General features: G+C 51.7%; 26 protein-coding genes. 7 read left to right on the top strand and 19 right to left on the bottom strand.

The features are described from left to right. Window positions 1-46 precede the first annotated feature (46 nt). Entirely contained in the window at window positions 47-1,618 is a 1,572-nt protein-coding gene (gene tyrR, locus SGBXF1_RS13210) for a transcriptional regulator TyrR (protein WP_186426970.1), read from the top strand. 63 nt (window positions 1,619-1,681) lie between these two features. Here the strand turns inward: tyrR and tpx are convergent, their stop codons facing one another. Further along, window positions 1,682-2,185 carry a thiol peroxidase gene (tpx, locus tag SGBXF1_RS13205; RefSeq protein WP_037415704.1) on the bottom strand — a complete coding sequence of 168 codons (504 nt, stop codon included), beginning with the start codon at window positions 2,183-2,185 and terminating at the stop codon, window positions 1,682-1,684. A 224-nt stretch (window positions 2,186-2,409) separates the two neighbouring features. On the opposite strand from tpx, the gene ycjG reads away from it, so the two are divergent. Beyond that, a complete protein-coding gene (gene ycjG, locus SGBXF1_RS13200) occupies window positions 2,410-3,381 on the top strand; it encodes an L-Ala-D/L-Glu epimerase (RefSeq protein WP_186426969.1) in 972 nt (323 codons plus the stop codon). 6 nt (window positions 3,382-3,387) lie between these two features. On the opposite strand, the gene mpaA is transcribed toward ycjG, so the two are convergent. Then, complete coding sequence (gene mpaA / locus SGBXF1_RS13195) at window positions 3,388-4,095, bottom strand: murein tripeptide amidase MpaA (RefSeq protein WP_037415699.1); 708 nt, start codon at window positions 4,093-4,095, stop codon at window positions 3,388-3,390. A gap of 209 nt (window positions 4,096-4,304) precedes the next feature. Here mpaA and SGBXF1_RS13190 point away from each other — a divergent pair, with 209 nt between their 5' ends. From SGBXF1_RS13190 to SGBXF1_RS13180, 3 genes are all read left to right on the top strand, one after another. Then, on the top strand, window positions 4,305-5,255 hold the full coding sequence (locus SGBXF1_RS13190) for an NADP-dependent oxidoreductase (protein ID WP_186426968.1): 951 nt from the start codon (window positions 4,305-4,307) through the stop codon (window positions 5,253-5,255). A gap of 83 nt (window positions 5,256-5,338) precedes the next feature. Continuing rightward, on the top strand, window positions 5,339-5,689 hold the full coding sequence (locus SGBXF1_RS13185; RefSeq protein WP_037415697.1) for a hypothetical protein: 351 nt from the start codon (window positions 5,339-5,341) through the stop codon (window positions 5,687-5,689). Between the two features lie 159 nt (window positions 5,690-5,848). Further along, on the top strand, window positions 5,849-7,483 hold the full coding sequence (locus SGBXF1_RS13180; protein WP_037415696.1) for a peptide ABC transporter substrate-binding protein: 1,635 nt from the start codon (window positions 5,849-5,851) through the stop codon (window positions 7,481-7,483). Between the two features lie 172 nt (window positions 7,484-7,655). Here SGBXF1_RS13180 and SGBXF1_RS13175 read toward each other — a convergent pair whose 3' ends face one another. From SGBXF1_RS13175 to SGBXF1_RS13165, 3 genes are all read right to left on the bottom strand, one after another. Then, the gene (locus SGBXF1_RS13175) at window positions 7,656-7,904 is read right to left on the bottom strand and encodes a hypothetical protein (RefSeq protein WP_061806360.1); all 249 of its coding nucleotides are present in this window, start codon (window positions 7,902-7,904) and stop codon (window positions 7,656-7,658) included. Between the two features lie 193 nt (window positions 7,905-8,097). Next, on the bottom strand, window positions 8,098-9,171 hold the full coding sequence (locus SGBXF1_RS13170) for a hypothetical protein (protein WP_238320968.1): 1,074 nt from the start codon (window positions 9,169-9,171) through the stop codon (window positions 8,098-8,100). A 5-nt stretch (window positions 9,172-9,176) separates the two neighbouring features. Then, window positions 9,177-9,887: a hypothetical protein gene (locus SGBXF1_RS13165; RefSeq protein WP_037415694.1), complete on the bottom strand. Its 711-nt coding sequence runs from the start codon at window positions 9,885-9,887 to the stop codon at window positions 9,177-9,179. Window positions 9,888-10,041: 154 nt separating this feature from the next. Between SGBXF1_RS13165 and zntB the strand changes: the two genes are divergently transcribed. Beyond that, window positions 10,042-11,025, top strand: coding sequence for a zinc transporter ZntB (gene zntB / locus SGBXF1_RS13160; protein ID WP_037415693.1), 984 nt, complete (start codon window positions 10,042-10,044; stop codon window positions 11,023-11,025). A 217-nt stretch (window positions 11,026-11,242) separates the two neighbouring features. On the opposite strand, the gene SGBXF1_RS13155 is transcribed toward zntB, so the two are convergent. The 14 genes from SGBXF1_RS13155 to SGBXF1_RS13090 all read right to left on the bottom strand — a co-directional run bounded on the left by SGBXF1_RS13155 (window position 11,243) and on the right by SGBXF1_RS13090 (window position 22,089). Then, a complete protein-coding gene (locus SGBXF1_RS13155) occupies window positions 11,243-11,641 on the bottom strand; it encodes a VOC family protein (protein ID WP_061806359.1) in 399 nt (132 codons plus the stop codon). Between the two features lie 140 nt (window positions 11,642-11,781). Further along, window positions 11,782-12,714 carry a tRNA 2-thiocytidine(32) synthetase TtcA gene (ttcA, locus tag SGBXF1_RS13150; RefSeq protein WP_037415690.1) on the bottom strand — a complete coding sequence of 311 codons (933 nt, stop codon included), beginning with the start codon at window positions 12,712-12,714 and terminating at the stop codon, window positions 11,782-11,784. Between the two features lie 117 nt (window positions 12,715-12,831). After that, window positions 12,832-14,100 (bottom strand): translesion error-prone DNA polymerase V subunit UmuC, encoded by a 1,269-nt coding sequence (gene umuC, locus SGBXF1_RS13145; protein ID WP_186426967.1) that lies wholly within the window; start codon window positions 14,098-14,100, stop codon window positions 12,832-12,834. Further along, entirely contained in the window at window positions 14,100-14,522 is a 423-nt protein-coding gene (gene umuD, locus SGBXF1_RS13140; RefSeq protein WP_186426966.1) for a translesion error-prone DNA polymerase V autoproteolytic subunit, read from the bottom strand. Before umuD ends, umuC begins: the two co-directional genes overlap by 1 nt. Before the next feature lie 215 nt (window positions 14,523-14,737). Beyond that, entirely contained in the window at window positions 14,738-15,499 is a 762-nt protein-coding gene (locus tag SGBXF1_RS13135) for a 2OG-Fe(II) oxygenase (protein ID WP_238320967.1), read from the bottom strand. Continuing rightward, on the bottom strand, window positions 15,496-15,771 hold the full coding sequence (locus SGBXF1_RS13130; RefSeq protein WP_238321045.1) for an Ada metal-binding domain-containing protein: 276 nt from the start codon (window positions 15,769-15,771) through the stop codon (window positions 15,496-15,498). The genes SGBXF1_RS13135 and SGBXF1_RS13130 overlap by 4 nt, the downstream gene beginning before the upstream one ends. Window positions 15,772-15,817: 46 nt before the next feature. After that, window positions 15,818-16,510 carry a 2OG-Fe(II) oxygenase gene (locus tag SGBXF1_RS13125; protein ID WP_130380901.1) on the bottom strand — a complete coding sequence of 231 codons (693 nt, stop codon included), beginning with the start codon at window positions 16,508-16,510 and terminating at the stop codon, window positions 15,818-15,820. Window positions 16,511-16,524: 14 nt separating this feature from the next. Continuing rightward, window positions 16,525-17,595 (bottom strand): bifunctional DNA-binding transcriptional regulator/O6-methylguanine-DNA methyltransferase Ada, encoded by a 1,071-nt coding sequence (ada, locus tag SGBXF1_RS13120; RefSeq protein WP_130380899.1) that lies wholly within the window; start codon window positions 17,593-17,595, stop codon window positions 16,525-16,527. A 78-nt stretch (window positions 17,596-17,673) separates the two neighbouring features. Beyond that, window positions 17,674-18,324 (bottom strand): DNA-3-methyladenine glycosylase family protein, encoded by a 651-nt coding sequence (locus tag SGBXF1_RS13115; protein WP_238320966.1) that lies wholly within the window; start codon window positions 18,322-18,324, stop codon window positions 17,674-17,676. 315 nt (window positions 18,325-18,639) lie between these two features. Next, window positions 18,640-19,290: a DNA oxidative demethylase AlkB gene (gene alkB, locus SGBXF1_RS13110; RefSeq protein WP_186426964.1), complete on the bottom strand. Its 651-nt coding sequence runs from the start codon at window positions 19,288-19,290 to the stop codon at window positions 18,640-18,642. A 2-nt stretch (window positions 19,291-19,292) separates the two neighbouring features. Further along, window positions 19,293-20,012 carry a 2OG-Fe(II) oxygenase gene (locus tag SGBXF1_RS13105; RefSeq protein ID WP_186426963.1) on the bottom strand — a complete coding sequence of 240 codons (720 nt, stop codon included), beginning with the start codon at window positions 20,010-20,012 and terminating at the stop codon, window positions 19,293-19,295. Continuing rightward, a complete protein-coding gene (locus SGBXF1_RS13100; RefSeq protein WP_186426962.1) occupies window positions 20,009-20,590 on the bottom strand; it encodes a methylated-DNA--[protein]-cysteine S-methyltransferase in 582 nt (193 codons plus the stop codon). The genes SGBXF1_RS13105 and SGBXF1_RS13100 overlap by 4 nt, the downstream gene beginning before the upstream one ends. Before the next feature lie 208 nt (window positions 20,591-20,798). Continuing rightward, complete coding sequence (locus tag SGBXF1_RS13095) at window positions 20,799-21,263, bottom strand: ester cyclase (protein WP_037415671.1); 465 nt, start codon at window positions 21,261-21,263, stop codon at window positions 20,799-20,801. 103 nt (window positions 21,264-21,366) lie between these two features. Next, window positions 21,367-22,089 carry a gamma-glutamylcyclotransferase gene (locus SGBXF1_RS13090; protein ID WP_186426961.1) on the bottom strand — a complete coding sequence of 241 codons (723 nt, stop codon included), beginning with the start codon at window positions 22,087-22,089 and terminating at the stop codon, window positions 21,367-21,369. A 493-nt stretch (window positions 22,090-22,582) separates the two neighbouring features. Here SGBXF1_RS13090 and SGBXF1_RS13085 point away from each other — a divergent pair, with 493 nt between their 5' ends. Beyond that, a complete protein-coding gene (locus SGBXF1_RS13085) occupies window positions 22,583-23,827 on the top strand; it encodes an alginate lyase family protein (protein WP_186428509.1) in 1,245 nt (414 codons plus the stop codon).

The following is a 23,827-nucleotide window of genomic DNA, read 5'->3' as shown; positions in this document are numbered from 1 at the left end:
ATCATCGCCAGTCATCCCCGCACCTGCAGAGATAAGGCCAATACTGATGCGTTTGGAAGTTTTTTGCGAAGACCGTCTCGGTCTGACTCGAGAGTTACTCGATCTTTTGGTATTGCGCAGCATCGATTTACGTGGCATCGAAATCGATCCCATCGGCCGCATTTACCTCAATTTTTCCCAGTTGGATTTTGACACCTTCCGTGCGCTGATGGCGGAGATCCGCCGCATTGCCGGCGTGACAGATGTTCGTACTGTGAATTTCATGCCATCTGAGCGTGAACACCGTGCGTTGCGTGCACTGTTGGAGTCTATGCCGGAACCGGTATTTTCAATTGATATGAAAGGCAAGGTTGAACTGGCTAACCCGGCAGCGCAGGCACTGTTTGGTTTCAGCGAAGACAAGATCCGTAATCAGACGGCCGCCGCATTGATTGGTGGTTATAACTTCAACCGCTGGTTGGAGAGCGAGCAGACGACGCCGCAATCTGAACGTGTTGTGATTCGCAGCCAGGATTTCCTGATGGATATCACTCCAATCTATCTGGAAGACGAAAACCAGCAAAATGCCGCCGTAGGCGCGGTTGTGATGCTGAAATCCACGGCACGTATGGGACGTCAGCTACAGAATTTGTCGGTGAATGACGATACCGAGTTTGATCATATTGTCGCCGCCAGCCCCAAAATGCGTCACGTGCTGGACCAGGCCCGCAAGTTAGCAATGCTGGATGCGCCGCTGCTGATTGTGGGTGATACCGGTACCGGTAAAGACATTTTGGCCCGTGCTTGCCACTTGCGTAGCCCGAGGGGCAAACAACCCTTCCTGGCACTGAACTGTGCTGCACTGCCGGATGATGTCGCGGAAAGTGAGCTGTTCGGCCATGCAGCGGGCGCGTATCCAAACGCGCTTGAAGGCAAAAAAGGTTTCTTCGAGCAGGCGCACGGCGGTTCGGTGTTGCTGGATGAAATCGGTGAAATGTCTCCGCGCATGCAGACAAAACTCCTGCGTTTTATTAACGATGGTACTTTCCGCCGGGTAGGTGAAGAACACGAAGTGCATGTGGATGTACGCGTGATCTGCGCGACGCAGAAAAACCTGACTGAGTTAGTGCAGCGTGGTGAGTTCCGTGAAGATCTCTATTATCGTCTTAACGTACTGACCATCACTATTCCGCCGTTACGTGAACGCCCGCAGGACATTATGCCGCTGACCGAGCTGTTTGTTGCACGCTTTGCCGATGAGCAGGGTGTGGCACGACCAAAGCTGGCGAACGATCTGGGTAGTTTCCTCAGTAAATACGGCTGGCCGGGCAACGTACGGCAGTTAAAAAACGCTATCTACCGTGCGCTGACACAAACGGAAGGCTTCGAATTACGTCCACAAGATATTGTATTGCCTGAGTTTGAGGTTGAGATGTCACTGGGTGACGAAGTGCTGGACGGCTCACTTGACGACATCAGCAAACGGTTTGAACGCTCAGTGCTGACACGGTTGTACCGTACTTACCCCAGTACGCGAAAACTGGCGAAGCGTTTGGGGGTTTCGCATACCGCGATCGCTAATAAACTGCGGGAATATGGCTTAAGTAGCCGTAAGCCGACAGGGGAAAGCGAAGAATAAAAAAACGGGCGCGATAAGCGCCCGTTTCAATGTAAAAAGGCCGGCATTCGCCGGCCTTTTCTATTAGTTCAGCGCGGCCAGCGCTGCATCGTAGTCCGGCTCGTTGGTGATTTCATTCACCAGTTCGCTGTACAGTACGTTGTCCTGGCCATCCAACACCACAACCGCGCGTGCAGTCAGACCCGCCAATGGACCTTCAGCGATTTCAACACCGTAAGCCTGTTTGAACTCTGCACCACGCAGGGTAGACAAAGTAACAACGTTGCTCAGGCCTTCTGCGCCACAGAAACGTGATTGTGCAAATGGCAGATCAGACGAAATGCACAGCACAACGGTATTATCCAGACCGCTGGCCAGTTGGTTGAATTTGCGTACTGACGCCGCGCAAACGCCGGTATCAATACTTGGGAAAATGTTCAGGACTTTACGTTGCCCTGCGAAGCTGCTTAGCGCTACGTCTGACAGGTCTTTGGCAACCAGTGAGAAGGCTTTGGCTTGTTCGCCTGATTGTGGCAGGTGGCCTGCAACGCTTACCGGGTTACCTTGAAAATGTACTGTCTGAGTCATTAGCTTGATTCCTTTATTTTGGGTACGTACAAAGGGCATGAGCCTAATAGACGTGCCTTCCGGCCCGTGTTTAACATTAGGTTCACACCCTGGCCTCAGTTTATGTCAACAATTGTGGGTTGGATATATAAAGTTTGCTAAATAGTTGTATATATTAGAGTGTGTCGAAAAAACCGCCCGCGCATCTGTCCGACTTTATGCGCTATTTCCGCCCAGGAGCCGCTATGAGAAGCATGCGTTTTTACCCAGAAGCCTGGCCGTTGCATACTGCCTTTGTTATTGCCCGCGGCAGCCGTACTGAAGCCAAAGTGGTGGTGGTCGAAATTGAACAGCAGGGCGTGCGTGGCATTGGTGAATGTACGCCATATCCCCGTTACGGTGAAAGTGAAACTTCGGTGATGGCACAGCTTGCTGAAGTGGCACTGGCTGTTGAACAAGGTGTGACACGTGAGCACTTGCAGGCCCTCATGCCGGCTGGTGCTGCGCGTAATGCAGTCGACTCTGCATTGTGGGATTTGGAATGCCGATTGAATGGCCAGAATCTTTGGCAACGCAGTGGTATTACAGAACCGGAGCGCATTTTGATGGCGCAAACCGTCAGTATCGGTTCGCCGGAAGCGATGGCTTTTGCCGCACGTGAACTCGAGCAGCAAGGTGCTCGATTGCTGAAGATCAAACTAGACAACCATTTGATCAGCGAACGATTGGTGGCGATCCGTGCGGCGGTGCCAGATGTGACATTGATTGTCGACGCCAATGAATCGTGGCAAGTGGAAGGCTTGGCGTCCCGTTGCCAACTGTTGGCGGATCTGGGTGTGGCGATGCTGGAACAACCGCTGCCGGCGACGGATGACAGCGTGCTGGAAAACTTTATTCATCCGTTGCCTATTTGTGCTGATGAGAGCTGCCATACCCGCAGTGATCTAGCCAAATTGGCTGGCCGCTATCAAATGGTCAATATCAAGCTGGACAAAACCGGTGGCTTGACGGAAGGGTTGGCGCTGGCCGAGCAAGCGCGGGAAGAGGGCTTTGCCATTATGCTGGGCTGCATGCTGTGCACCTCGCGGGCGATCAAGGCTGCGTTGCCGCTGGCCCCGGGGGCACGTTTTGTCGATTTGGACGGGCCGACCTGGTTGGCGAAGGATGTTGAACCTGGGCTGGATTTTGAATGTGGGGCGATTAATCTCGCCCCATAGCCGGTATTAGCCCGGGTAAGTCAGCAATTCAACCATGGCGTCGAGATATTTCTCACTGGCGGCATCGGCTGATATTGGCGGGAACTCTGCGGTAATACAGGGCAGTGACAGGTCGGCGCACCAACTGCCGAATGATCCTGGCGTCTCGTAGCCAACGCTGGTTACCAGCGGTAAGGCAAACTTATGCGAAAGCCAAACGCCAAGCCGCGAGCTGGCTGGGTCTTCAATACAGGCTAAAGGTTCGTGGAACGACACTACCCAGTGTGGCTTCAGCCGATGGATCAGATGGCAGAGTGCCTGAGTTTCCGGTTCGGAGCCTGGGCGCCCTCCGGTAGAGAGTTTGACATCCCGCGCTTCTGCCGCGCTGTTCCAGCGATAAACCGTATCGCCGGAACGCCAGTTGGCCGCGGGGAAATTACGGTTGAGATCCACTCCGTTGGCATTGGCGCGTAGCCCAAGTTGACAACCGTCGGGATTGACCGCCAGCACAACATGATGGCGCAATTGATTTGGCGCGATGCTGCGTAGTGCACACGACAACGTAACAATAGCGGCACCTTCATCACCGTGGGTGCCCGCGATAATCAGCCCGGTTTCCGGGCCGCTGACGGCCGCCGGGAAATAGAGGAGCGGCGCGCCCAACAATGAACTGCCGTAATTCTCTCCTGCAACGGCCAATTGGCCACGTTCACTGCGCGGTCGATGCTGGATCATGGTGTGGTCCCTGATTTAAAGGTCGAGAGTGATTATCATTTTATTCAGTGTATTACGCTTTAGCTTAACTTTCCCAGAGCAATTTCTCACCAGTGATAAAAATCAATTGTCCTAAATACTCGAACAGTGAATCTGATTATTGCTGACTGTTGGACGACATTGTCTTCGCTACACTGGTTCTATCGTGAATAGATAAACGGGAGTACATCATGAAAGCCATTGCAGTTAAGCAGCTCGGCACTTCGCCAGAACAGGTAGAGATCGCCAAACCGGTACCACAACCCGGGCAGATACTGGTCAAGTTGGCCGCTGCCGGGTTGAATCCGTTTGATTGGCGAGTCGCTGAAGGTATTTTGCAGGGGAAATTACCGCACGTTTTTCCTCTGGTACTCGGTATCGATGGTGCTGGCGTGGTTGAGGCGATCGCTGATGATGTCACTCGATTCAGCGTGAATGACCGGGTGGCCGGGAAATTTTTGTTTGGCATTGTGGGGGCCGGTAGCTATGCACAATATGCGGTTATCGATCAGCGTGCGGTACTGGCGCGGGTACCCGATGACGTGAGCTTGACCCAAGCCGCAGCACTGCCTACCGCGGCCGGAACAGCATTAAAACTGGTTGAAAAACTGCAATTGGCGGCCGGTGCGACATTGCTGGTGGTGGGCGCGACCGGTGGCGTTGGGCGTTTTGTCATTCAACTGGCTAAACGACAGGGGCTGAAAGTTATCGCTACTGGTGGCGCTGATGCCGAAGCCGCGTTACGTGAATTGGGGGCCGAAGAGGTAATTGATCATCACCGAGCACCGTTGCAGCAGCAGTTACACCAACAGTATCCACTGGGAGTAGACGGTTTGATTGATCTGGTCAGCAATGCCGAGGCTTTCAGCGCCTTGCTGGTTATTTTGAAAAAAGGCGGCGTGGCTTTAAGCACCATTTGGTCGGCTGCGCCTGAACAACTGCATCAACAGGGCCTGCGGGGCGGTAACATTGAGGCACAGATCAACGCGGATGAACTGGAACAGCTGTTACAAAGTGTCGCGCGTGGTGAGTTGCAGGTGCCGGTTGAGCGTTTGGTCTCTATTCAACAGGCGCCGGAAATGCTGGCGCAAAGCAAAGCAGGTGGCTCTCGTGGTAAAACTGTGTTGAATATTGATTGGTGATGCCATAAAGCACGCCCGCTATTTCTCCCGCTGTTGTTATACTATCGGCAAAGCTAACCCAATAACCAAACAGGGGATTTAACATGCCAGTAGCCAGAATAGTAGCCAGCTATAGCGAAAATGATAAGGATACCATTACGCTGCTGTGCGGCGTGGACGAGGAAAACCAAATCCGTCAGGGGGAATGGTTTGGCGTGGTGAAGAACGACGACGGGCGTGGCGATGAGTCAAACTATCCGTTTACCCTGCACGTCGACTACCAGAAAAACAGCTTCTATCTCGATTATGGCTATGACGATGCCGAATCGCGCCAGATGCAGAAAACCGATATTTATGCCAAGCCTTTGGCTGAAAAAGGTTTCTTCACCATTTTTGATGAAGAAGAAGGTGAAGAGTTCAGCTACCGTATCAACAGCATTCATCTTTACGAATAAAAACGGCTGAAACAAAAATGCCCGTATCGACATTGTCGTGCGGGCATTTTTTATTGCCTGGCCCCCAGTTTTTGCATCTTGTCCGTCTTGAACTCTAGGTGAGTCTAATCTTGTGCTATAAGATAAAAAATTCAGATGGTTAACTGGGGATGAATCAGAATGACGAGAAAAAAAATTCAACAGGGTTTTCGTTTGGCATTGTGTGCAGTGGCGATTGGCGCAGGATTGAACAGCGCAATGGCCGCGCAGGTTCCCCCAGGTACCCTTCTGGCGGAAAAGCAGGAAATTGTTCGTCATATTAAAGATGAACCCGCCTCACTGGATCCGATCAAAGCGGTAGGGTTGCCGGAAGCGCAGCTAGCGCGCGATTTGTTCGAAGGATTGGTGAATCAGGACGCCAACGGTAAGGTGATCCCTGGTGTGGCTACGCGTTGGCAAACAACGGATAACCAAACCTATATCTTCACGCTGCGCAAAGATGCACGCTGGTCCAACGGTGACCCTGTCACGGCAAAGGATTTCGTTTATAGCTGGCAACGGCTGGTCGAGCCAAAAAACCTGTCCCCCTTTGCCTGGTTTGCTCAACTGGCGGGTATTCAGAATGCGGATGAGATCATTGCCGGTAAATTACCTGCCGACAAACTGGGCGTAACGGCGCTGGATGATTACACCTTTAAAGTGCAGTTGAACAAGCCGGTGCCTTATTTTGTCAGCCTGACCGCCAACTTCAGTCTATTCCCGGTGAACAAGACCGTTGTGGAGAAATTTGGCAACGATTGGACCAAGGTCGGTAATCTGGTGGGGAACGGTGCGTTTAAACTGCAAGAGCGGGTGGTCAACGAGAAGCTGGTGTTAACGCCAAATGAACACTATTGGGATCACGCGCATACCGTATTGACCAAAGTGACTTTTGTGCCGATCAACCAGGAATCCAACGCCACCAAACGTTATCTGGCCGGCGATATCGATATCACCGAGTCTTTCCCGAAGAATATGTATCAAAAGCTACTGAAAGACATTCCGGACCAGGTCTATACCCCGGATCAGCTCGGCACCTACTATTATGCTTTTAACACCCAACGTGCGCCGACTAACGATGTGCGGGTGCGTAAGGCATTGTCTTACGCTATCGATCGCAAAATTATCGCCGAGAAAGTGTTGGGTACCGGTGAGAAACCGGCTTATCACTTCACACCGGACGTCACCGCCGGCTTTAAACCGGAAGTGAGCCTGTTACAGCAACAACCGCAGGCGGAGCTGGATGCCCAAGCCAAGGCATTGATGCAGGCGGCCGGTTATGGCCCGAACAATCCGCTGAAGCTGACGCTGTTGTATAACACGTCGGAAAGCCACCAGAAGATAGCGATAGCTGTAGCGTCAATGTGGAAGAAAACACTGGGTATTGACGTCAAGTTGCAAAACCAGGAATGGAAAACCTATATCGATAGTCGCAATACCGGTAATTTCGACGTAGTGCGTGCTTCTTGGGTGGGGGATTACAACGAGGCATCGACATTCCTGTCGCTGTTGAGTTCTACTCACAGTGGCAATATCGCCAAATTTAAAAGTGCGGATTACGACAAACTGTTGGCGCAGGCCAGCCGTGAAACGAACCCTGCGGCCCTGACCACAGATTACAACAAATTGGAGCAGATCATCGCTGAACAAGCACCGATTGCGCCGATTTACCAGTACACCAATGGCCGGTTAATTAAACCTTGGGTGAAAGGTTACCCGATCACCAATCCGGAAGACGTGGCCTATAGCCAGACGATGTATATTACCAAGCACTGATCATATTTAATCCGGCCCCGTTAATCGGGGTCGGATTATGTTTATTTGCCGAAGGATGAAATAAGTTCCCTGGGATTTATGTTAACCATGGCAACGACCCCTGTAAAAGTAAACAGGTGATGTCTTTATTTGGGTAATTAATAGTTGTACGGCGCTTGGCGTTATTTATAGGTTATAAGCTGTCTCGCATGGCATCGACCAGTACGCGACCTGCCATATCTGTTTGGGTAATGCGATAGCTGGTTGGATAGGAGCGACGAGTGCTCAGATGGTCATGGACTGAGACGTTGCCAACCTGTGCCCCATGGGCGTTCTTGACGATAAACTCACTGATTTCTTCTTGGCCCTGATTTTGCAAACTGACACTGCGGATTTTTTCCAGCGTATCGCTGTCATCTAATTTTAAATGGTCACGTAACATAACTACCTCCTCGTAGTTAGGGAAGTATATGCCTCTGAAATTTGAGCTGGAACAGCTTTGTGTTAATTTTTTATTGTTAATTTGAATTAAAATTGCTGTGAATATGTTAAGTCATAATAATGGCGTCTTAGCCAGCGCTTTATTCACTATATTCGCTGAGATTGGCACTGGTTTTATTTCATCACGGTTATTATTAGTCTGCATCTTGCTTAAATAATGCCTTGCGACCAAGAGAAGATGGAAACACACAGGCCACGTCATGCGCACAACCAGGAATAATCAGCAAATCACGTTTGGCGTGCGGGGCAATAAATCGCCGATCGTAAGCGGCATAGGCAATACCGCGTTGTAGTCGATAGGGGCCTTGGGCCTCTGCTGCGCAGGACTTGTCGAGTATTTTGTAGAACGAACCTGGGGCATTACCGGTATCTTTCTCGCCTTCCATATAGATGATCTCCGCTGCTGCATAGCGCTGACGCACGGACTCAGGGTTTTGATCGAGGAAGGGAGGCGTAGAATCAATGCCGTATTTCCATCGATTGACGTTCGGGCAGGTGTCCGTATTACCTTCAACCCACTCAAAGCTACAGCGTCCTTTTTGGTTACAGTCCTGCCAGTCGATAGGGTGTGCGTTTTTAATCGGTTGCGGTCGATGACGATCAAAATAGAGCCAACTGCCCGGATCGGATATGACATAACGCAGGGTCACGCCGGCAGGTGGTTTGGCGAACCCAACATAGTGCTGCACAAACTGCGCACCAGCAGAAAACCCAGCGACAGTGACCGATTGTATTTGCGGCCATTTTATTTTCAGTTCTGTAACCAGACGATCTAGTGCAGCAAATGAGTTGGTTTGACCGAGAGAGTCCAGGCCACCCTCAATCCAGGAATTGCAGCTCCACAGCGCATCACCTGCCTGTGCGGGGGGGACACCCGGTGAATGGCAGTGCGCGGCCTGGCTGTCGCTGACGGGGAACAGTGGGGCGACCAGCAATGTGTCATCAGTTCTGGCAGACAGTTGGGCGGCCTTAATTGCGGCCTGTAGGGTTTTACCGGCATCTCGCGGGTGGCCATGAATGACGACCAACGCCGAGTGTGGTGAGCTAGCCTGCGGTTTAGCCACAAAGTACGGCAGTTGGCCTGATCCCGCCAGTTGTAGTTGGTAAGTGTCGGCATAGTGGTTCAGGGGCGGGCTGGCGTGCAGGTAGAAAGCGCACAAGAGCCCAACCAGGCTCAGCGGACGGCAGAGTAACGTAATTGCTTTCATTGTCATCATCCTGCCGCGGTACCTAAAAATTCGCGTAATTGCTTCAGCAACTCACGGGCCTTACTTGCTTCCAGCGCTTGTTGATAATAGCGAAAGAAGCGCGTTTCGGCACCGGTGTTACCGGCTTGCGATAGCTGCTTGAACGTCATGTATAACAACCATCCCATGGTCATAAGGAATAACAAGACTGGGAAGAGCAATTGCCCGTAGTTGGCTATTTTAGCCCCTGGCAAGAATGAAACCGATGATGGCGTAATGATCACGCCCAACCGCTGCATACCTAACTGTGCCAGAGCAGGTAACAGGACCAGCAGGCTAACAAAAAATAGATACTGCACGAAATATCGGCATGACAGCAAAAAACGTTTAAAGCCATTATCTGCCCGCGCGCTCAACATGAAGCCATTAGGCGTCACCCGCAGTATCTGTTGTTGAGAGTGGGTAAAGCGATACAGTTCCAGCGCCCGAATAGCATCTGGCAGCGCCAGCAGTTGTTGGAGCTCAAGCAGGCTGGCGTTTTTGCTACGCATATAATCCCTGAACAGTAGCAGTTGGATGCGTTCACCTTTGTTAGATTCCACTGCTTCGATCAAGGCGCGTAATTTGCCGTGGTTTTCTTGCCTGATGCGAAACGGCGTTTTGACGATGGCGATGAACAGGGTAATGAGAGGGAGAAATACGCCCTTCAAAATATCCGCAGCACTAATATCAAACATGATTTTCTCCTGTTGGGTATTCAGTCACTCCTTGGCATGCACAAGTATAGTGAGTTCTGGCCCGAGCGAGAAACCAACCCTTACAGCTTGGTCTTTGATCTGCATACCAATAACGCTAGACTCTCGGATAACTGAAAAGCAGAGGGGATGAGGAATGGAAGTCATTGAGGGGCGCGAGTTACAGGTTCCTGACGCAGTGTATGCTTACCAGCTTGACGGCAAGGGCGGCGTAACACCGATTGATTACGAAGATAAAGTCACCTGCGACGAACCTTGCTGGTTGCATCTCGATTATGCACACTCAGCCAGCGCCGAGTGGCTGACCACCACGCCACTGTTGCCGGATGCGGTAAGAGAGGCGTTATCTGGAGAAAGTTCACGACCGCGTGTCAGTCGGGTTGGCGACGGCACTATGATCACGCTGCGCAGTATCAATTTTAACACCAACTCGCGGCCGGATCAGTTGGTGACTATCCGTGTTTATATGACTGACAAACTGATCGTGTCTACCCGTCACCGTAAGGTGTACTCCATTGATCAGGTAGTGAACGATCTGCAAAATGGCAGCGGGCCGACCAACAGCGGTAATTGGCTGGTGGAAATATCCGATGCGCTGACAGACCATGCCAGTGAATTTATCGAAGACTTGCACGATAAGATCATCGATCTGGAAGATTCGTTGTTAGAGCAGCAAATCCCTGAACGTGGGCAACTGGCGTTGATCCGCAAACAATTGATTGTACTGCGTCGCTATATGGCGCCGCAGCGTGACGTATTTTCCCGCTTGGCAAGCGATCGTTTGCCCTGGATGAACGATGATGATCGTCGCCGTATGCAGGATATCGCCGACCGGTTGGGGCGAGGCCTGGATGACCTTGACGGCAGCATTGCACGTACCGCGATCCTGTCCGACGAAATCACCACCGTAATGGCCGACGCCATGAATCGTCGTACCTACACGATGTCTTTGTTGGCGATGGTGTTTTTACCAACCACCTTTTTGACCGGACTGTTTGGCGTCAACCTTGGTGGTATCCCTGGTAATACAGCCCCCTTTGGTTTTGGGACGTTTTGCCTGATGCTGCTCGCATTGGTGTTCGGTGTGGGCTGGTGGCTGAAGCGACGTCGTTGGCTGTAGCCAAAAAGCCCTGAAAACCCGGTTAACATTGAGCGATATCAACTTTTCCGGGGGGGAAATGGGGCATGATCTCTCTCGCAGGTGAATGCAACGTCAAGCGATGGGCGTTGTGCTCCATAATTGTCTTACTTTCTTATATTTAGAATTACTGCATAGCACATTGATTCATACGATGCCGGTTTAATCACCGGCATTTTTTTGTCTGCAATTTGCCCCGTCAGGCGGCGCTCTCATCCCAAAAACTGGCCTCGATCTTATGCCCGTCCAGATCGCGCACAAAGCAGCCATAATAGGCTTCACCATAATGTGGTCGTGAGCCGGGAGCCCCTTCATCTTTCGCACCAGCCTGCAGTGCCTGACGGTAGAAATCATCAACCTGTTGTTTACTGGTAGCGAAAAACCCTACATGTAGACCGTTACCGGTTGTAGCCGGTTTTCCGTCGATAGGGATCTGCAACCAGAATTCTGGGTAATCGCGTCCATAGCCAATAGCGCCAGGATGTTCTAACACCCGCCGGCAGCCTAATGCGGCAAGTGTGCGATCGTAAAAATCAGCTGCGGCGTCAAAATTATTGCTGCCAAGAGAAACGTGGGATAAGCAGGGGGTGATGTTCATCGGTAATCTCCAGGTGACTGTATAAAAACACAGTATAGGATAAAAAAGGCACTGTCCGATGAATTCTGCTGAAATTGCGAGCGGGATCGACAACTGGAGAAGGAAAATAGCCGCCCGCAGCATGCGGGCGGAATACGGGCTTACTTGATTTCGAGAACGTCTAAACGCACCGGGACGGCGTCATCCGCATCTTCCGGTTGCCAGCCGATCGGCTGCATGGGGATGTCTTCGCGGTCGAAGGCCAGATCGCCACCGTCAACAACGTCACTACCGTGATGGATGCCTTTGAAATCAAACAGGTTAAAGTCACTTAAGTGCGAGGTGACCACGTTCTGCGTTGCGCTGAACATGGTTTCCAGACGTCCAGGGTAACGTTTATCCCAGTCACGCAACATATCGCCAATCACCTGGCGTTGCAGGTTAGGCTGCGAACCGCACAGGTTGCACGGGATAATCGGGAAACCTTTGGCAACCGAGAAACGCTCAATGTCTTTTTCACGGCAATAAGCCAGCGGGCGAATGACTACGTGCTTGCCATCGTCGCTCATCAGTTTAGGTGGCATGCCTTTCAGCTTACCGCCATAGAACATGTTGAGGAACAGCGTTTGCAGAATGTCGTCACGGTGGTGGCCAAGGGCAATTTTGGTCGCACCCAGTTCGGTAGCGGTACGGTAAAGGATCCCGCGACGCAGGCGTGAGCACAGTGAACAGGTGGTTTTGCCTTCAGGAATTTTGTCTTTGACGATGCTGTAGGTATTTTCCTCAACAATCTTGTATTCCACCCCCAGGCTTTCCAGATAGGCCGGCAGAATATGCTCGGGGAAGCCTGGCTGCTTCTGATCGAGGTTGACCGCAATCAGCGAGAAGTTGACCGGTGCGCTCTGCTGCAGATTACGCAGGATCTCCAGCATGGTGTAGCTGTCTTTGCCGCCGGACAGGCAGACCATGATACGGTCACCTTCTTCAATCATGTTGAAATCGGCGATCGCTTGGCCCACGTTACGACGCAGACGCTTTTGCAATTTGTTCAGATTGTACTGTTCTTTTTGACTAACTGTTTGTTGTTCTGACATTTAAATCGTGCTCGTTCTCAATTGGGGGCACTATGGGCATAAAGTTTTAGGCAGCGAGTTTAGCATTCTATGGGCTGCTTGGGTATTTCATCCATACACCCCGCTGATTGCCGATTCTCAATACACGCGAGCACGCGGTAAATCGGCCACCCGTGTGGTGTAAGCGGGAGAGAGAAACTCACGCTTCATCGACCATGTCTGTTGGTTTCCTTGTCCGGCAAACCAGATCCCGGCATGACCGGACTGATTGATTTTATCCAAAGCGGCCATCAAGCGTTCGCTGTTGGGGCGCGGCTGATATTCATCGAACAGGTCTAACTGAGCAACGCCTTGCGAGTAAAAGTCCTGTAGCATAACGCCGGCTTTTAGATAGCGGTGGCCGGGTTGCCAGATCTTGTCAAGGCATCGAATCGCGGCGGCGATGATGTCGCGTGTATCCTGCGTTGGCGTACTGAGCCTGATGCTCGCGGTGTTGCCGTAATACTTTTCATTGGCCGAGAAGGGGCTGGTTTTAACCCATGCATTGATATTCCGGCAATATTGGTGTTCTGCGCGCAGTTTCTCTGCCGCACGGGAAGCGTGCATACAGATCGCCTGATGCATATCCTGGTATTCAGTGACGCGTTCACCAAATGATCTGCTGCAAATGATCTGCTGTTTGGTTGGGGCAAACTCCTCGAGTGACAAGCAGGGTTCACCGCGCAGTTCACGCACCGTGCGTTCAACCAGCACGCTGAAATGCTTGCGGATCATTGTGGTGCTTGCATCCGCCAACTGCAGGGCGGTTTTGATCCCCATATTTTGCAGCTCTTTGGTTAAGCGGCGTCCGATCCCCCAGACTTCCGCAACCGGTACCTGTACCATCAATTTTCGTTGTCGTTCCAGGTTGGAAAGATCAACCACGCCTTGGGTCTGACTCCATTTTTTCGCCGCGTAGTTCGCCAGTTTTGCCAGCGTCTTGGTCTGGGCAATACCGACGCCGACGGTGAGGCCGGTGCATTGCAGAACGCGGGTGCGTACCTGGCGCCCGAACGTGGCCAAATCGACACAATTTTCTATCCCGGCAAGATCAAGGAAGCTTTCGTCGATAGAGTACATTTCGGTCCGAGGTGCCATTTCTTCGAGCACGGCCATCACTCGCATCGACATATCGGCGTACAGCTCGTAGTTGCTGCTGAATGCGATGCCGCCGGCACGCTCAAAATCGCGCTTTATTTTGAAATAGGGCGCGCCTGTTTTCAGGCCCAGGAGCTTTGCCTCTTTGCTCTGTGCCACCACGCAACCGTCGTTGTTCGACAGCACAACAATCGGTCGGCCACGCAGGTCTGGACGCCACAGCGTTTCACAACTTGCATAGAAGTTGTTTACATCGGCCAGGGCGTACATTATTTCAGCCTGGTGATGGTTGAAACCACCACGCCGACGATGCTCAAATCGTCGCTGTCCTCGCGCAGCGGTATTGGCCGGAATTTCGAATTCATTGGCTCAAGCTGTTTTACAGGATGCAGGCACAGGCGCTTAACCGTAAACTCACCTGCGATACTGGCGATCACGATATCGCCGTGGCAGGCACTAATGCTTCGATCGACAACCAACATGGATCCGTCGGTGATCCCGGCTTCGATCATGCTTTCTCCTGAGGCGATCAGAAAGTAAGTCGCCGAAGGGTGGCTAATACAGTACTCGTTGAGGTCAATCCGCGCGTGTATGTAGTCTTGCGCTGGGCTGGGAAAGCCCGCAGGGACGTTATCGGCGTAAAGCGGAATGAACTGTTTCTCTGGGGTTGGTGTGGGGAAAAAGTGTTTCATAATGCATTTCTCTATACTGTTTTTATATACAGTATAGGCGTATTTTAGCCATTACAACCATAAAGAAAGTCAGGGGCGAGACAATCCTCAGCTATCCCCTTGTTGGGCAAGATGATCCTCTCGGAAAATTTTTAGAGTGTGGATCACTGGGCCGAATATCAAAGAGGCTTACGCTTGGAAAGGTTGGTCTGGCAGAGTACCTTGCTGGGGTTAATCTAATTCGCATCGTGGAAAATAATGCCCATGGAATATCGCTCCCCCCGAGAGATCCGGCAGACACCATGCCGCAGATTCACCCGATAATACCCCCTGGATGAACGAACCGGGCGATGATTTACGGCCAGCACGACGGCATCCCCCAGTTGTAGAGGGACAACCTCTGCCTGGCCGGTTTTTTTGGGGTTACTTTCAGTCAGTAAAAGTTCTCCCCCGTCAAAATCCTGTCCGGGCTGGCTCAATAACACGATCACCTGGAAGGGGAAAACATGTTCACCATACAAATCCTGATGCAGGCAGCAGTAATCATCAGCCTCATACCGCAGTAATAGCGGAGTAGGGCGGCGCTGACCCGCATCATGGCATCGTTGCTGAAAGTCCTGATAACTGACCGGAAACCGGGCGGGTATGCGCATTGCCGCATGCCAACGATTCGCGACAGGTGCCAGAACAGGATACAAAGATTGTCGTAACTCTCCGACAAGATCGGGAAGCGGATTACTGAAATATTTATAATCCCCTTTCCCAAACGCATAGCGTTCCATAACGATATGACTCCGGAATCGCTCGTCACTGAAAAAAAGTCCTGCCATCTGTTGGCATTCTGCTGGCGTCAATAATGAAGGCAATACGGCGTATCCGTCCTGACCCAGAGATGTTTCGACGGCCAGCCAGTCATATCGCTGGTATCGGTTTTTATTCATATCCGTCGTGACCCTAAGCTGTGAGGTGTTGGCAGAAACCGGAAATAAGCTGTTCATAGGGATACCTTCTGCTGATTTTTTTTGGTTTCAGGCGCTAGCGCTGACTTCCAGGCTGCATACTCTTCTGGCATGCAGATGGCACAGGGACGGTATCCTGCCGCAATCGCCGTGGCCTTATTGGCAAAGAATACTCTGTGACGGACATATCCCCCGCGTGCGATAGCTTGCAGAGCAGCCCGACAATCCAGCCTGCCATATAGCCTACTTCGCCTATGTCCGCCCAGCGTGCCTGGAAGGGGACTTTCCTGCACATGCCCTGTTTCATCCATCAGAAGATATCTTTTGTGGTCACTGGCCATCGGTTGTTACCTCCAGTCAAGCCTTGCAGTGGAAAGACATTTCCAGCCCGACCCGCAATCCGGAACGCACACGGCTGATGGCATGCCGGCTGGTTACCCGGTAATAACCTTTCGTTCCGCGAAAGGGCCTTTCAGCCGTCGCGATAATGGCCATGTCTCCGGGTCTGAGTGGGACTACCAGGGGCCGTGACTGCATCCGGGGGCGTTGTTCTGTCATGACAAACTCGCCGCCAGTAAATTCATTGTCGGGCTCCGGCAGTACGGCCACAATCTGGAGAGGGAACAAGTACTCCCCCTCGTTTTGCTGGGTAAGACAGGCATAATCCCCTGCATTCAGCAGGTTCAGATGGGTCAGTTCGTGGACTTGCCCGGCATCCTGATTGATTTTCCGAAACGTTTCCCACTCTCCGGGATAACGAAACCCGACATCGAGGACCTCATTCCAGCGGTTAGCCGTGGGTACCAGATAGCGATACAGGCTTTCCCGCCACGCCGCGAGCGAGGAAGGCAAACCAGAAGAATAGCAATGCAGTGTCCCGCAACCTGAATCACGCTGCTCCAGTGTTTCGACCCTATGGTCAGCAGCGGTCAACTCGTGATAGTTGCTGGCATCCAGCATCCCGGACAGCAGCGCATATCCTTCAGCATCCAATTGATTGTTAATGTTGTTCCAGTCAATCTCTTTCAGCCGGGTCAACGTATTCAGCATGGTGAGGCTCTCCATCAGATATCTGTAGCCGTTTCCCGGCGCAGCAATTCACGTTTGCGCTCAATACCCCAGCGGTATCCAGCCAGATCACCGTTCTGCCTTACGACACGATGACAGGGAATGGCAACCGCAATGTGGTTAGTGGCACAGGCACGAGCAACGGCCCGAACCGCTTTGGGCGAACCGATCTGTCGGGCAATGTCTGCATAGCTGACGGTGGTGCCGGGGGGAATATCCCGGAGGGCTAGCCAGACACGCTCCTGGAACGCGGTCCCCTGAACATCCAGAGGAAGTTGCAGCCCAAGAGACGGGGCTTCAATGAAGCCCACCACCTGTGCAATAAGTGATTCAAACTCACTGTCACAGCCAATGAGCTCAGCCTTCGGAAATTGATCCTGCAGATCACGAAGTAATGTTTCCGGGTCATCACCCAGCAGAATGGCGCAAATTCCCCGCTGGCTTTGCGCGACCAGAATGGCGCCCAGCGAGCATTGCCCAACGGCGAACCGGATAATCGCCCCAATCCCTCCTGCCCGATAATCACGAGCGCGCATGCCAAGTAACTTATCCGATTCTTCATAGAAACGGCTGTTTGAGTTATACCCTGCATCATAGATGGCATCGGTAATTGAAGCGCCCGGCTGGGTCAGCTCCTCACGCAGCTTACGGGCCCGGTAAGCTGAACTGTATTCTTTGGGGGTCAAACCGGTTTCAGACTTGAATAGTCGATGAAAATGGAACGGGCTCATTCCGATTTCTTGCGCAATATCTTCCAGACGCGGAGGTGTCTCGGCAGCTTCGACCATGCGGCATGCTCGGGCGATCAATTTTGCACGACTTTCTGCTGCACTGGTTTTGTCCGCAACCGCCCGGCGGCTGCTCCGGTAACCTGCAGCCACGGCGTCTTCCTGTGTGCGGAAAAAGACTACATTCTCACGTTTTGGCAGGCGGGCGGTCGAGCTGGGGTGACAATAAACACCGGTGGTACGCACAGCGTACACAAAATGTCCGTCCGCACCTGCATCACGCAACTGAACGGCCATCCAGCGTTCGTCATCGGTCTGATATGCCGTGGTTTTGCTCATAATAAATGTCCCATCATTAGAGTAACGGAGACAGGGTAGAATTTAATTCGACCGCAAACACTCCGATTCTTGCTGGCATTATTCCGATTTTGGTAAACGCCAGAGATACCATGCTGCCACGGTTCTGAAAGGCCTCCAGGCCAGGCCAATATCCCGCATCTGACGTGCCGTTGGTGAGCTTTCCAATTTTTTTAATCTCCGAAAACCGTCCCTGACCCCCAGGTCGTCTACGGGCAAAATGTCAGCACGCTCCAGGGAGTAAATCAGGAACATTTCTACCGTCCAGCGTCCTACTCCACGTAAGGAGGTAAGCCTGTTGATAAGCTCGTCATCGGGCATAGCCAGCGCAGTAGAAAGGTCAGGTACGATCCCTTCCTGTTGTGCATGGGCAATCCCCAGAATGCTGGTGAGTTTGGCGGCAGAGAAGCCACATTGACGCAAACATTCCGGGTCGCAGGCCAGCAGTTGTTCTGACGTAGGAAAGCGCTGTGATGGAAACAGTGACAGCATGCGTCCCAGAATGGCATCACCGGCTTTTGCATGCAGCTGCTGATAAGCAATTGCCCTGATTAGCGCTTCATAAGGCTCTCTTTCCGGTCGGGTCTCATGCCGGCAATGCCCAGTCTTTCTGATATGCTCTGCCCAGTCACTGTCGAGTGATGACAAAAACAATTCAGCATCACGGCAGACGTCCTGGGTCAGAACCGTGGCGGTGGTTGTATTATTCACTGTTGTATCCTGAAATCGTCTGGCAAGTTGTCGTAAGGGCCTTATTCAGGCCAGGCAGGTTACGCCGCTTTGTTCCAACAGGTATACCCCGCCATCATTGAGATGTAATTCCCGCAACCCTTCATGAGTAATCGCCCAGCGGGCCTGGTCAGCGGCGACCAGACTGTCAAAATAAGCGATGACAAGCTGCCTGGCGAGGTCCTTTGGGGGGAGATCATGATAGGGGGGCTGGAGGTTCATTTTCAGTATTGTTCCCGTCTGTTATCTGGAGGGGCAGCATTTTATGGTTCCCGGCTTACCGTCAGTCACCATCAATCATCCAGCCCTGCGGAAGGTGAAATTAATCCGTCGCGATCCTAATAAGGGGTGCGGATTATCTTTGAGTGGCATGACGCCGTGGTAACGAAGCCGGTCAACGCCTCCCCACACCATGACATCACCGTGCTGAAGGAACACTCTTTGTGTTGGATCGCTGCGGGCATTCCCTCCGAACAAAAATGTTGCAGGCATGCCGAGAGAGACCGAAACGATAGGAAAACGAAAATCGCGTTCGTTTTTGTCCTGATGCAATGACAGTTTACTGCCAGGCAGATACTGATTTATCAAACAGGCATCCGGAATAAACGCATTGAAGCCCGCCTCTCTGGCCGCTTCAGTCGCAAGTCGGGTAAAAACCAGAGGCATCGGCGGCCAGGCGTTACCGGAGTCCGGATCCTGTGTGGTGTATTGATATCCTCGCCGATGGGTGGTCCAGCCCAGGGCACCACAGTTTGTCAGGCCGACTGACATGGCATACCCGCCGGGAGTCACCATGTTTCGGAAGGGAGAGAGCCTGCACACCTGTTCTATCTCCGGGATCAACTGAGAGATATAAGGCAATGCGAAACCTCCCAGTAAATATGCCTGTTCTCCCAGTAGGATCCGGCGAGGAGGTGTTGTTTCTTCAAGCATTTCAGGAAACTGCATCTTCACCTCGCATCATGAAATATAATACCCATCGTATACCGGTGGCCCCGGGTGATCCGGCTGACACCGTGTCGCATCGCGACTTTCCCCGGCTTGCGTCCGCCAAATACCGGCCTCTGGTTAACCGTAAACACAACGGCATCACCTTTGTTCAGCGCTACAACTTCAGCCCGCCGACTGCGCGATGCCTGTTCTGTCATCACAAACTCGCCTCCGTCAAAATCAATACCCGGTTCAGACAATAAAATAGCAACCTGTATCGGGAAGACATGCTCGCCGTACAAATCTTGATGCAGGCAGTTGTAATCACCAACACCGTACTGCAAAAGTAGCGGGGTGGGTCGGGTTTGCTCGGCTGAATGACAGTGTCGAATATAGTCATCCAGTTCCGCGGGATATGCGTTCTCGATGCCCAGATACCGGTTCCATCGGTTTGCCAGTGGTGCAATATAGGCATACAGGGAATGGCGTAGTTCATCGAGCAGGCTCGGTAAAGGGTAAGAAAAATACTGGTATTCGCCACGACCAAAGCCGTGACGGGACATAATGATCCGGGCCCGGAAACCTTCTTTCTGTCCGTATAACGCAGAAAGTGCATCACACTGTTCGGGGGATAACAGCGTCGGTAACACCGCGTTGCCGAAGTCGTCAAGTGAACGGGCTGCCGCCTCCCAGTTATAGCGTTGTGCCAGAGATGTGCAGGGAGAATGATTGATGTTCATTGCCGCGCCCCCGGGGCGCTGTGAGCAGCCTCAAATGCCAGCAGCGCGCGTTTTCGCTCCACGCCCCAACGGTATCCAGACAGGGAACCGTCCTGCCGGACCACACGGTGACAGGGGATCGCTACCGCCAAAATGTTTGCCGCACAGGCTCCGGCAACCGCGCGGGCGGCATCAGGCGAGCCTATAATGGCAGCAATCCGGCTGTAGCTCCGGGTCGCGCCGACAGGAATGTCACAGAGTGCTTTCCAGACCTGCTGTTCAAACACAGCTCCACCAATATCGAGGGTCATTTCTCCCTCGACTACGTTATTTTCAATCAGATCCTTAACCTGTTGAACCTGACGAGTCAGTGTTGCAGGAGATTCCTCCGTCTCCGCGCCGGGGAACGCCTGTCTGAGTTGCGTAATGAGATTAGATTTGTCATCGGCCAGAAAAATGGCACAAATCCCGCGTGTAGTACATCCGACCAGAACCAAACCAAACAGACTGGTTGTCACGGCATAAAGTATGGGCTCGCTAATGACGTCGTTTTTGGCTCGGAACAGATACTGTATTGTGGTATTCGCTTCAGGTTTCATTTTTCACCTCAATGTCTGATTGACACTTTCAGCATAACGATGGCCCTTGGTGTTAAATATCCGCTTATTGCGATCAAATTTTTTACTATCAAAAAGCGGTAAGGAACTCGACGAAGCCAGACCAGCCACGACCAGACAATGGTCGTACAATGCCCTGTTGATGAAAAAAGCCCGCATAGCGGGCTTTTTTCATCAACAGGCTAACGACTCAGGAAATATCGCGTGTTGGAACAATTAAACTGAGCTGAGTCAGGGCTGCAACCCCGTCGTCCAGTCCCCGTTCTTCAACAATTTTGCCATCGATGATTTTCAGAATAGTGATCCCGGTAAAATGCATTTTACGACCGGTCGCTGGAGGTAATCCGCCCACAAGAAAATCATTATGTGCTGGTCCGGTGTGGGTACCGCCGCCTTCCCATTGGCCCACTACGTAGTCACCTTCAGCGATAAGATCTGCTGTTCCCCAAAAGTTCAGATCGGGAAATGCTTTGCGAAAATCCGTCATGAACGCTTTGATATCGGCATGTCCGTGTCGTGGCTCATGCAATGAGTAGTGCAGTACCATATCCGGAGAAGCTAATTCATCCACCACAGACAGGTCCGGGGTTTCTCCCCAGAATTCAGTAAACCAACGCCCGACGATAGCTTTGTTTTGCTCTTGTTTCGAACTCATTTTGGATCCCTCTGTTAATGTTTTGATTCATCACCGGTGTATTTAACCGGCTTATTTATAAATTAATGCTCAGGCTATTAAATAAAACTCTGTTTCTTGCTTCTTAATTGATTAAGTTACGCACAAGCCGGGTGAGCCTTTCTAGATGACTATCACGAATGCCATTAGCCTGAAGCCCTTCATGAGTCCTGAAAAGATAATCTGCTGCGCTTCCAAGTCCACCAGAGGCTACAGATAAATGTTGCGCAATCGCGTTTTCAACAAGATCTCCAACGTACCTCGGGTGTTCAGAATCAATGGTGAAAGTCAGCGCCCAGCCAAAGGGTATGTCATTGTGATCCGTTATCTGTACCCAGCGTGGTATATAACCGCTACATATCATTTCTCTGCGCCAGAGCAGCAATAACTCCTGATAAATATTGCCTTCTGAGATCCGATATGCGGTACCATCACAAAATCCGCCTTTATCAAGGGCCAGCATTAATCCCGGCTGCTGGGCCGTTGCCCGTAGTGCAGTAATTGACAGGCAAAATTTGCGATGCCATCCATTAATTCTGGCAAACTTCCTTTCTGCATACTGAATCGCTGGATTCCAGACCAGAGAGCCATAGCCAAAAATCCATAAATCACCATCGGGCCTGGACTTCATCAGCTCGTCAATGGACTGCTGTTGTTTTGCTTCTGGTATCAACTCCTGTTCTGGGTCGTCTTTTATTACCAGCTCATTGATAAGGCTGAACTGTAAAACCTCTCTTTTCAGTACGGGGTCTGAAACGCGGGTATTGCTAAATTTTTTCTCGCGGATCTGAAGGGTATTTGAAATCATATTAACCTCATCGTCACTCATATCCTGATAAGGTTAATAATGGTCGTTTATAATAATAAAATATCTCCGTTCCTTGCTAGAAAACTAAATTATGAACATTCAGATATAAGCAGAAGATAACCATAAAAATGTTAAGGTCAGGAAGAGGGCGACGGTAATTCCTGAGTGGGATTTATCTCATTATTAAATTATTTTGCCAATAAACACCTTTGAATATATGCCCAGGTTCCGGCCTGAAACATCGAACATAGATACTGAACCGACTCACATCAATGCGCTGTTTTTAAATACAACACAAGCGTATTTTAGTCATCACAACCATGGAGAAAGTCCGGGATGAGACGTTCCTTCCGGAAAATTTTTAGGGTGTGGATGACGACGTCAGAAGTTCGCAGGTTTTTACGCCCAGAAACGTTTTTTATCTGCCGGGACACACAAAACCGGGCAGGATACTCTCTGTCGCATCTGCTCATAATGGAGAACCTGCCTGATGATACGTACCTGCCTGCGGGCAGCTCTCTTGCTTTGCCTGACGCCGTTTGCCGCCAACGCCACTGAGTGCTGTATTTTCTTGCAGCAGCCACAGTTGTTACAGGTAAAAACACAGACTCAGGGGGATGCCAACTATCAACGTTTGATGCGTGATGCCGACAGTGCATTGCAAAAGCCGTTGCTCAGCGTCACTGATAAAGGCCTGACGCCGCCGAGCGGAGACAAGCATGACTATCTGAGTCTGGGGGCTTATTGGTGGCCAGATGCGAATAAACCGAACGGGTTACCCTGGGTTCGTCGCGATGGGCAGGTGAACCCGGCCAGTAAAAATGCGCAAAGTGATGGGGTACGCTTAGCGGAGTTCACGCAGCGCGTACAGACGCTAGCACTGGCGGGGTATTTCTCCGGCCAACAACGTTACAGCGATCGGGCGATTGCCCTGATTCGTACCTGGTTCATCGATCCATCAACACGGATGAACCCAAATCTCAATTATGCCCAGGGTATTCCGGGCCGTGACAGTGGGCGCGGTAATGGCATTCTCGATGGGCGCTATTTTGCCACCCGCATTGTCGACAGCCTGTTATTACTGCAACAGACGCCGGGGTGGACGGCGCAAGATGAAAGCCAGATGCAACAATGGTTTGATCGTTACCTCGATTGGTTGTTACACAGCCCTGCCGGTAAGCAGGAGGCTGCCGCAAAGAATAATCACGGCAGTTGGTATACCGTACAGGTAGCAGGCATTGCTGCCTGGCTCGGGCGTGATGATGTCGTGCGTGATATGACCGAGTTGATGCAGCATAAGTTGGATTTGCAGCTTGCCGTCAATGGTTCCCAGCCTCAGGAGTTGCTGCGCACTCGCTCTTTCCATTACAGCTATTTTAACCTACAGGCGTTGGTGTTGATGGCGGTGGTGGCACAGCGGCAAGGCATTGATCTCTGGCATTACCGTACGGAACAGGGCAGTTCATTATTAGCCGCTCTGGATTTTATGGCTCCGTATGTTGACGCGGCGCATCCGTGGCCTTACCCGAGTCTGGATCGCGTCGGGGTTCGTATCGTTCCGTTGCTGATCCAAACCGACAGCATGCTGAAAACTACGCGCTATCAAGCGGTGATTGAAAAGGCGCAATTTGATGTTGCGCAATGGCAAGGGAAAGAAAGCTACGTGCGGGGGGCGGTGAAAGAAGCGATGCAACAAAGCTGGTTGGAAGCGGGGCGCGAACCGGTCGCGCCCCAATAG

It is taken from the genome of Serratia grimesii (assembly GCF_900186025.1).
Taxonomy (GTDB): Bacteria; Pseudomonadota; Gammaproteobacteria; order Enterobacterales; family Enterobacteriaceae; genus Serratia; species Serratia grimesii.
Note: the sequence above shows the minus strand (reverse complement) of the source record. Positions and strands in the feature narration are given on the sequence as shown.

Bases quoted from the DNA above. Each gene is read 5' to 3' on its own strand.
- SGBXF1_RS13090 (WP_186426961.1), bottom strand. From the start codon at position 22,089: ATGATTTCAAATACCCTTCAGATCCGCGAGAAAAAATTTAGCAATACC.
- SGBXF1_RS13180 (WP_037415696.1), top strand. From the start codon at position 5,849: ATGACGAGAAAAAAAATTCAACAGGGTTTTCGTTTGGCATTGTGTGCA.
- SGBXF1_RS13125 (WP_130380901.1), bottom strand. From the start codon at position 16,510: ATGCTGAATACGTTGACCCGGCTGAAAGAGATTGACTGGAACAACATT.
- SGBXF1_RS13155 (WP_061806359.1), bottom strand. From the start codon at position 11,641: ATGAACATCACCCCCTGCTTATCCCACGTTTCTCTTGGCAGCAATAAT.
- tpx (WP_037415704.1), bottom strand. From the start codon at position 2,185: ATGACTCAGACAGTACATTTTCAAGGTAACCCGGTAAGCGTTGCAGGC.
- ada (WP_130380899.1), bottom strand. From the start codon at position 17,595: ATGAGCAAAACCACGGCATATCAGACCGATGACGAACGCTGGATGGCC.
- SGBXF1_RS13175 (WP_061806360.1), bottom strand. From the start codon at position 7,904: ATGTTACGTGACCATTTAAAATTAGATGACAGCGATACGCTGGAAAAA.
- mpaA (WP_037415699.1), bottom strand. From the start codon at position 4,095: ATGATCCAGCATCGACCGCGCAGTGAACGTGGCCAATTGGCCGTTGCA.
- SGBXF1_RS13095 (WP_037415671.1), bottom strand. From the start codon at position 21,263: ATGAGTTCGAAACAAGAGCAAAACAAAGCTATCGTCGGGCGTTGGTTT.
- ttcA (WP_037415690.1), bottom strand. From the start codon at position 12,714: ATGTCAGAACAACAAACAGTTAGTCAAAAAGAACAGTACAATCTGAAC.
- ycjG (WP_186426969.1), top strand. From the start codon at position 2,410: ATGAGAAGCATGCGTTTTTACCCAGAAGCCTGGCCGTTGCATACTGCC.
- SGBXF1_RS13135 (WP_238320967.1), bottom strand. From the start codon at position 15,499: ATGAACAGCTTATTTCCGGTTTCTGCCAACACCTCACAGCTTAGGGTC.
- SGBXF1_RS13105 (WP_186426963.1), bottom strand. From the start codon at position 20,012: ATGAACATCAATCATTCTCCCTGCACATCTCTGGCACAACGCTATAAC.
- SGBXF1_RS13165 (WP_037415694.1), bottom strand. From the start codon at position 9,887: ATGTTTGATATTAGTGCTGCGGATATTTTGAAGGGCGTATTTCTCCCT.
- SGBXF1_RS13100 (WP_186426962.1), bottom strand. From the start codon at position 20,590: ATGAAACCTGAAGCGAATACCACAATACAGTATCTGTTCCGAGCCAAA.
- tyrR (WP_186426970.1), top strand. From the start codon at position 47: ATGCGTTTGGAAGTTTTTTGCGAAGACCGTCTCGGTCTGACTCGAGAG.
- SGBXF1_RS13185 (WP_037415697.1), top strand. From the start codon at position 5,339: ATGCCAGTAGCCAGAATAGTAGCCAGCTATAGCGAAAATGATAAGGAT.
- zntB (WP_037415693.1), top strand. From the start codon at position 10,042: ATGGAAGTCATTGAGGGGCGCGAGTTACAGGTTCCTGACGCAGTGTAT.
- alkB (WP_186426964.1), bottom strand. From the start codon at position 19,290: ATGCAGTTTCCTGAAATGCTTGAAGAAACAACACCTCCTCGCCGGATC.
- SGBXF1_RS13130 (WP_238321045.1), bottom strand. From the start codon at position 15,771: ATGGATGAAACAGGGCATGTGCAGGAAAGTCCCCTTCCAGGCACGCTG.
- SGBXF1_RS13190 (WP_186426968.1), top strand. From the start codon at position 4,305: ATGAAAGCCATTGCAGTTAAGCAGCTCGGCACTTCGCCAGAACAGGTA.
- SGBXF1_RS13170 (WP_238320968.1), bottom strand. From the start codon at position 9,171: ATGAAAGCAATTACGTTACTCTGCCGTCCGCTGAGCCTGGTTGGGCTC.
- umuD (WP_186426966.1), bottom strand. From the start codon at position 14,522: ATGAAACACTTTTTCCCCACACCAACCCCAGAGAAACAGTTCATTCCG.
- umuC (WP_186426967.1), bottom strand. From the start codon at position 14,100: ATGTACGCCCTGGCCGATGTAAACAACTTCTATGCAAGTTGTGAAACG.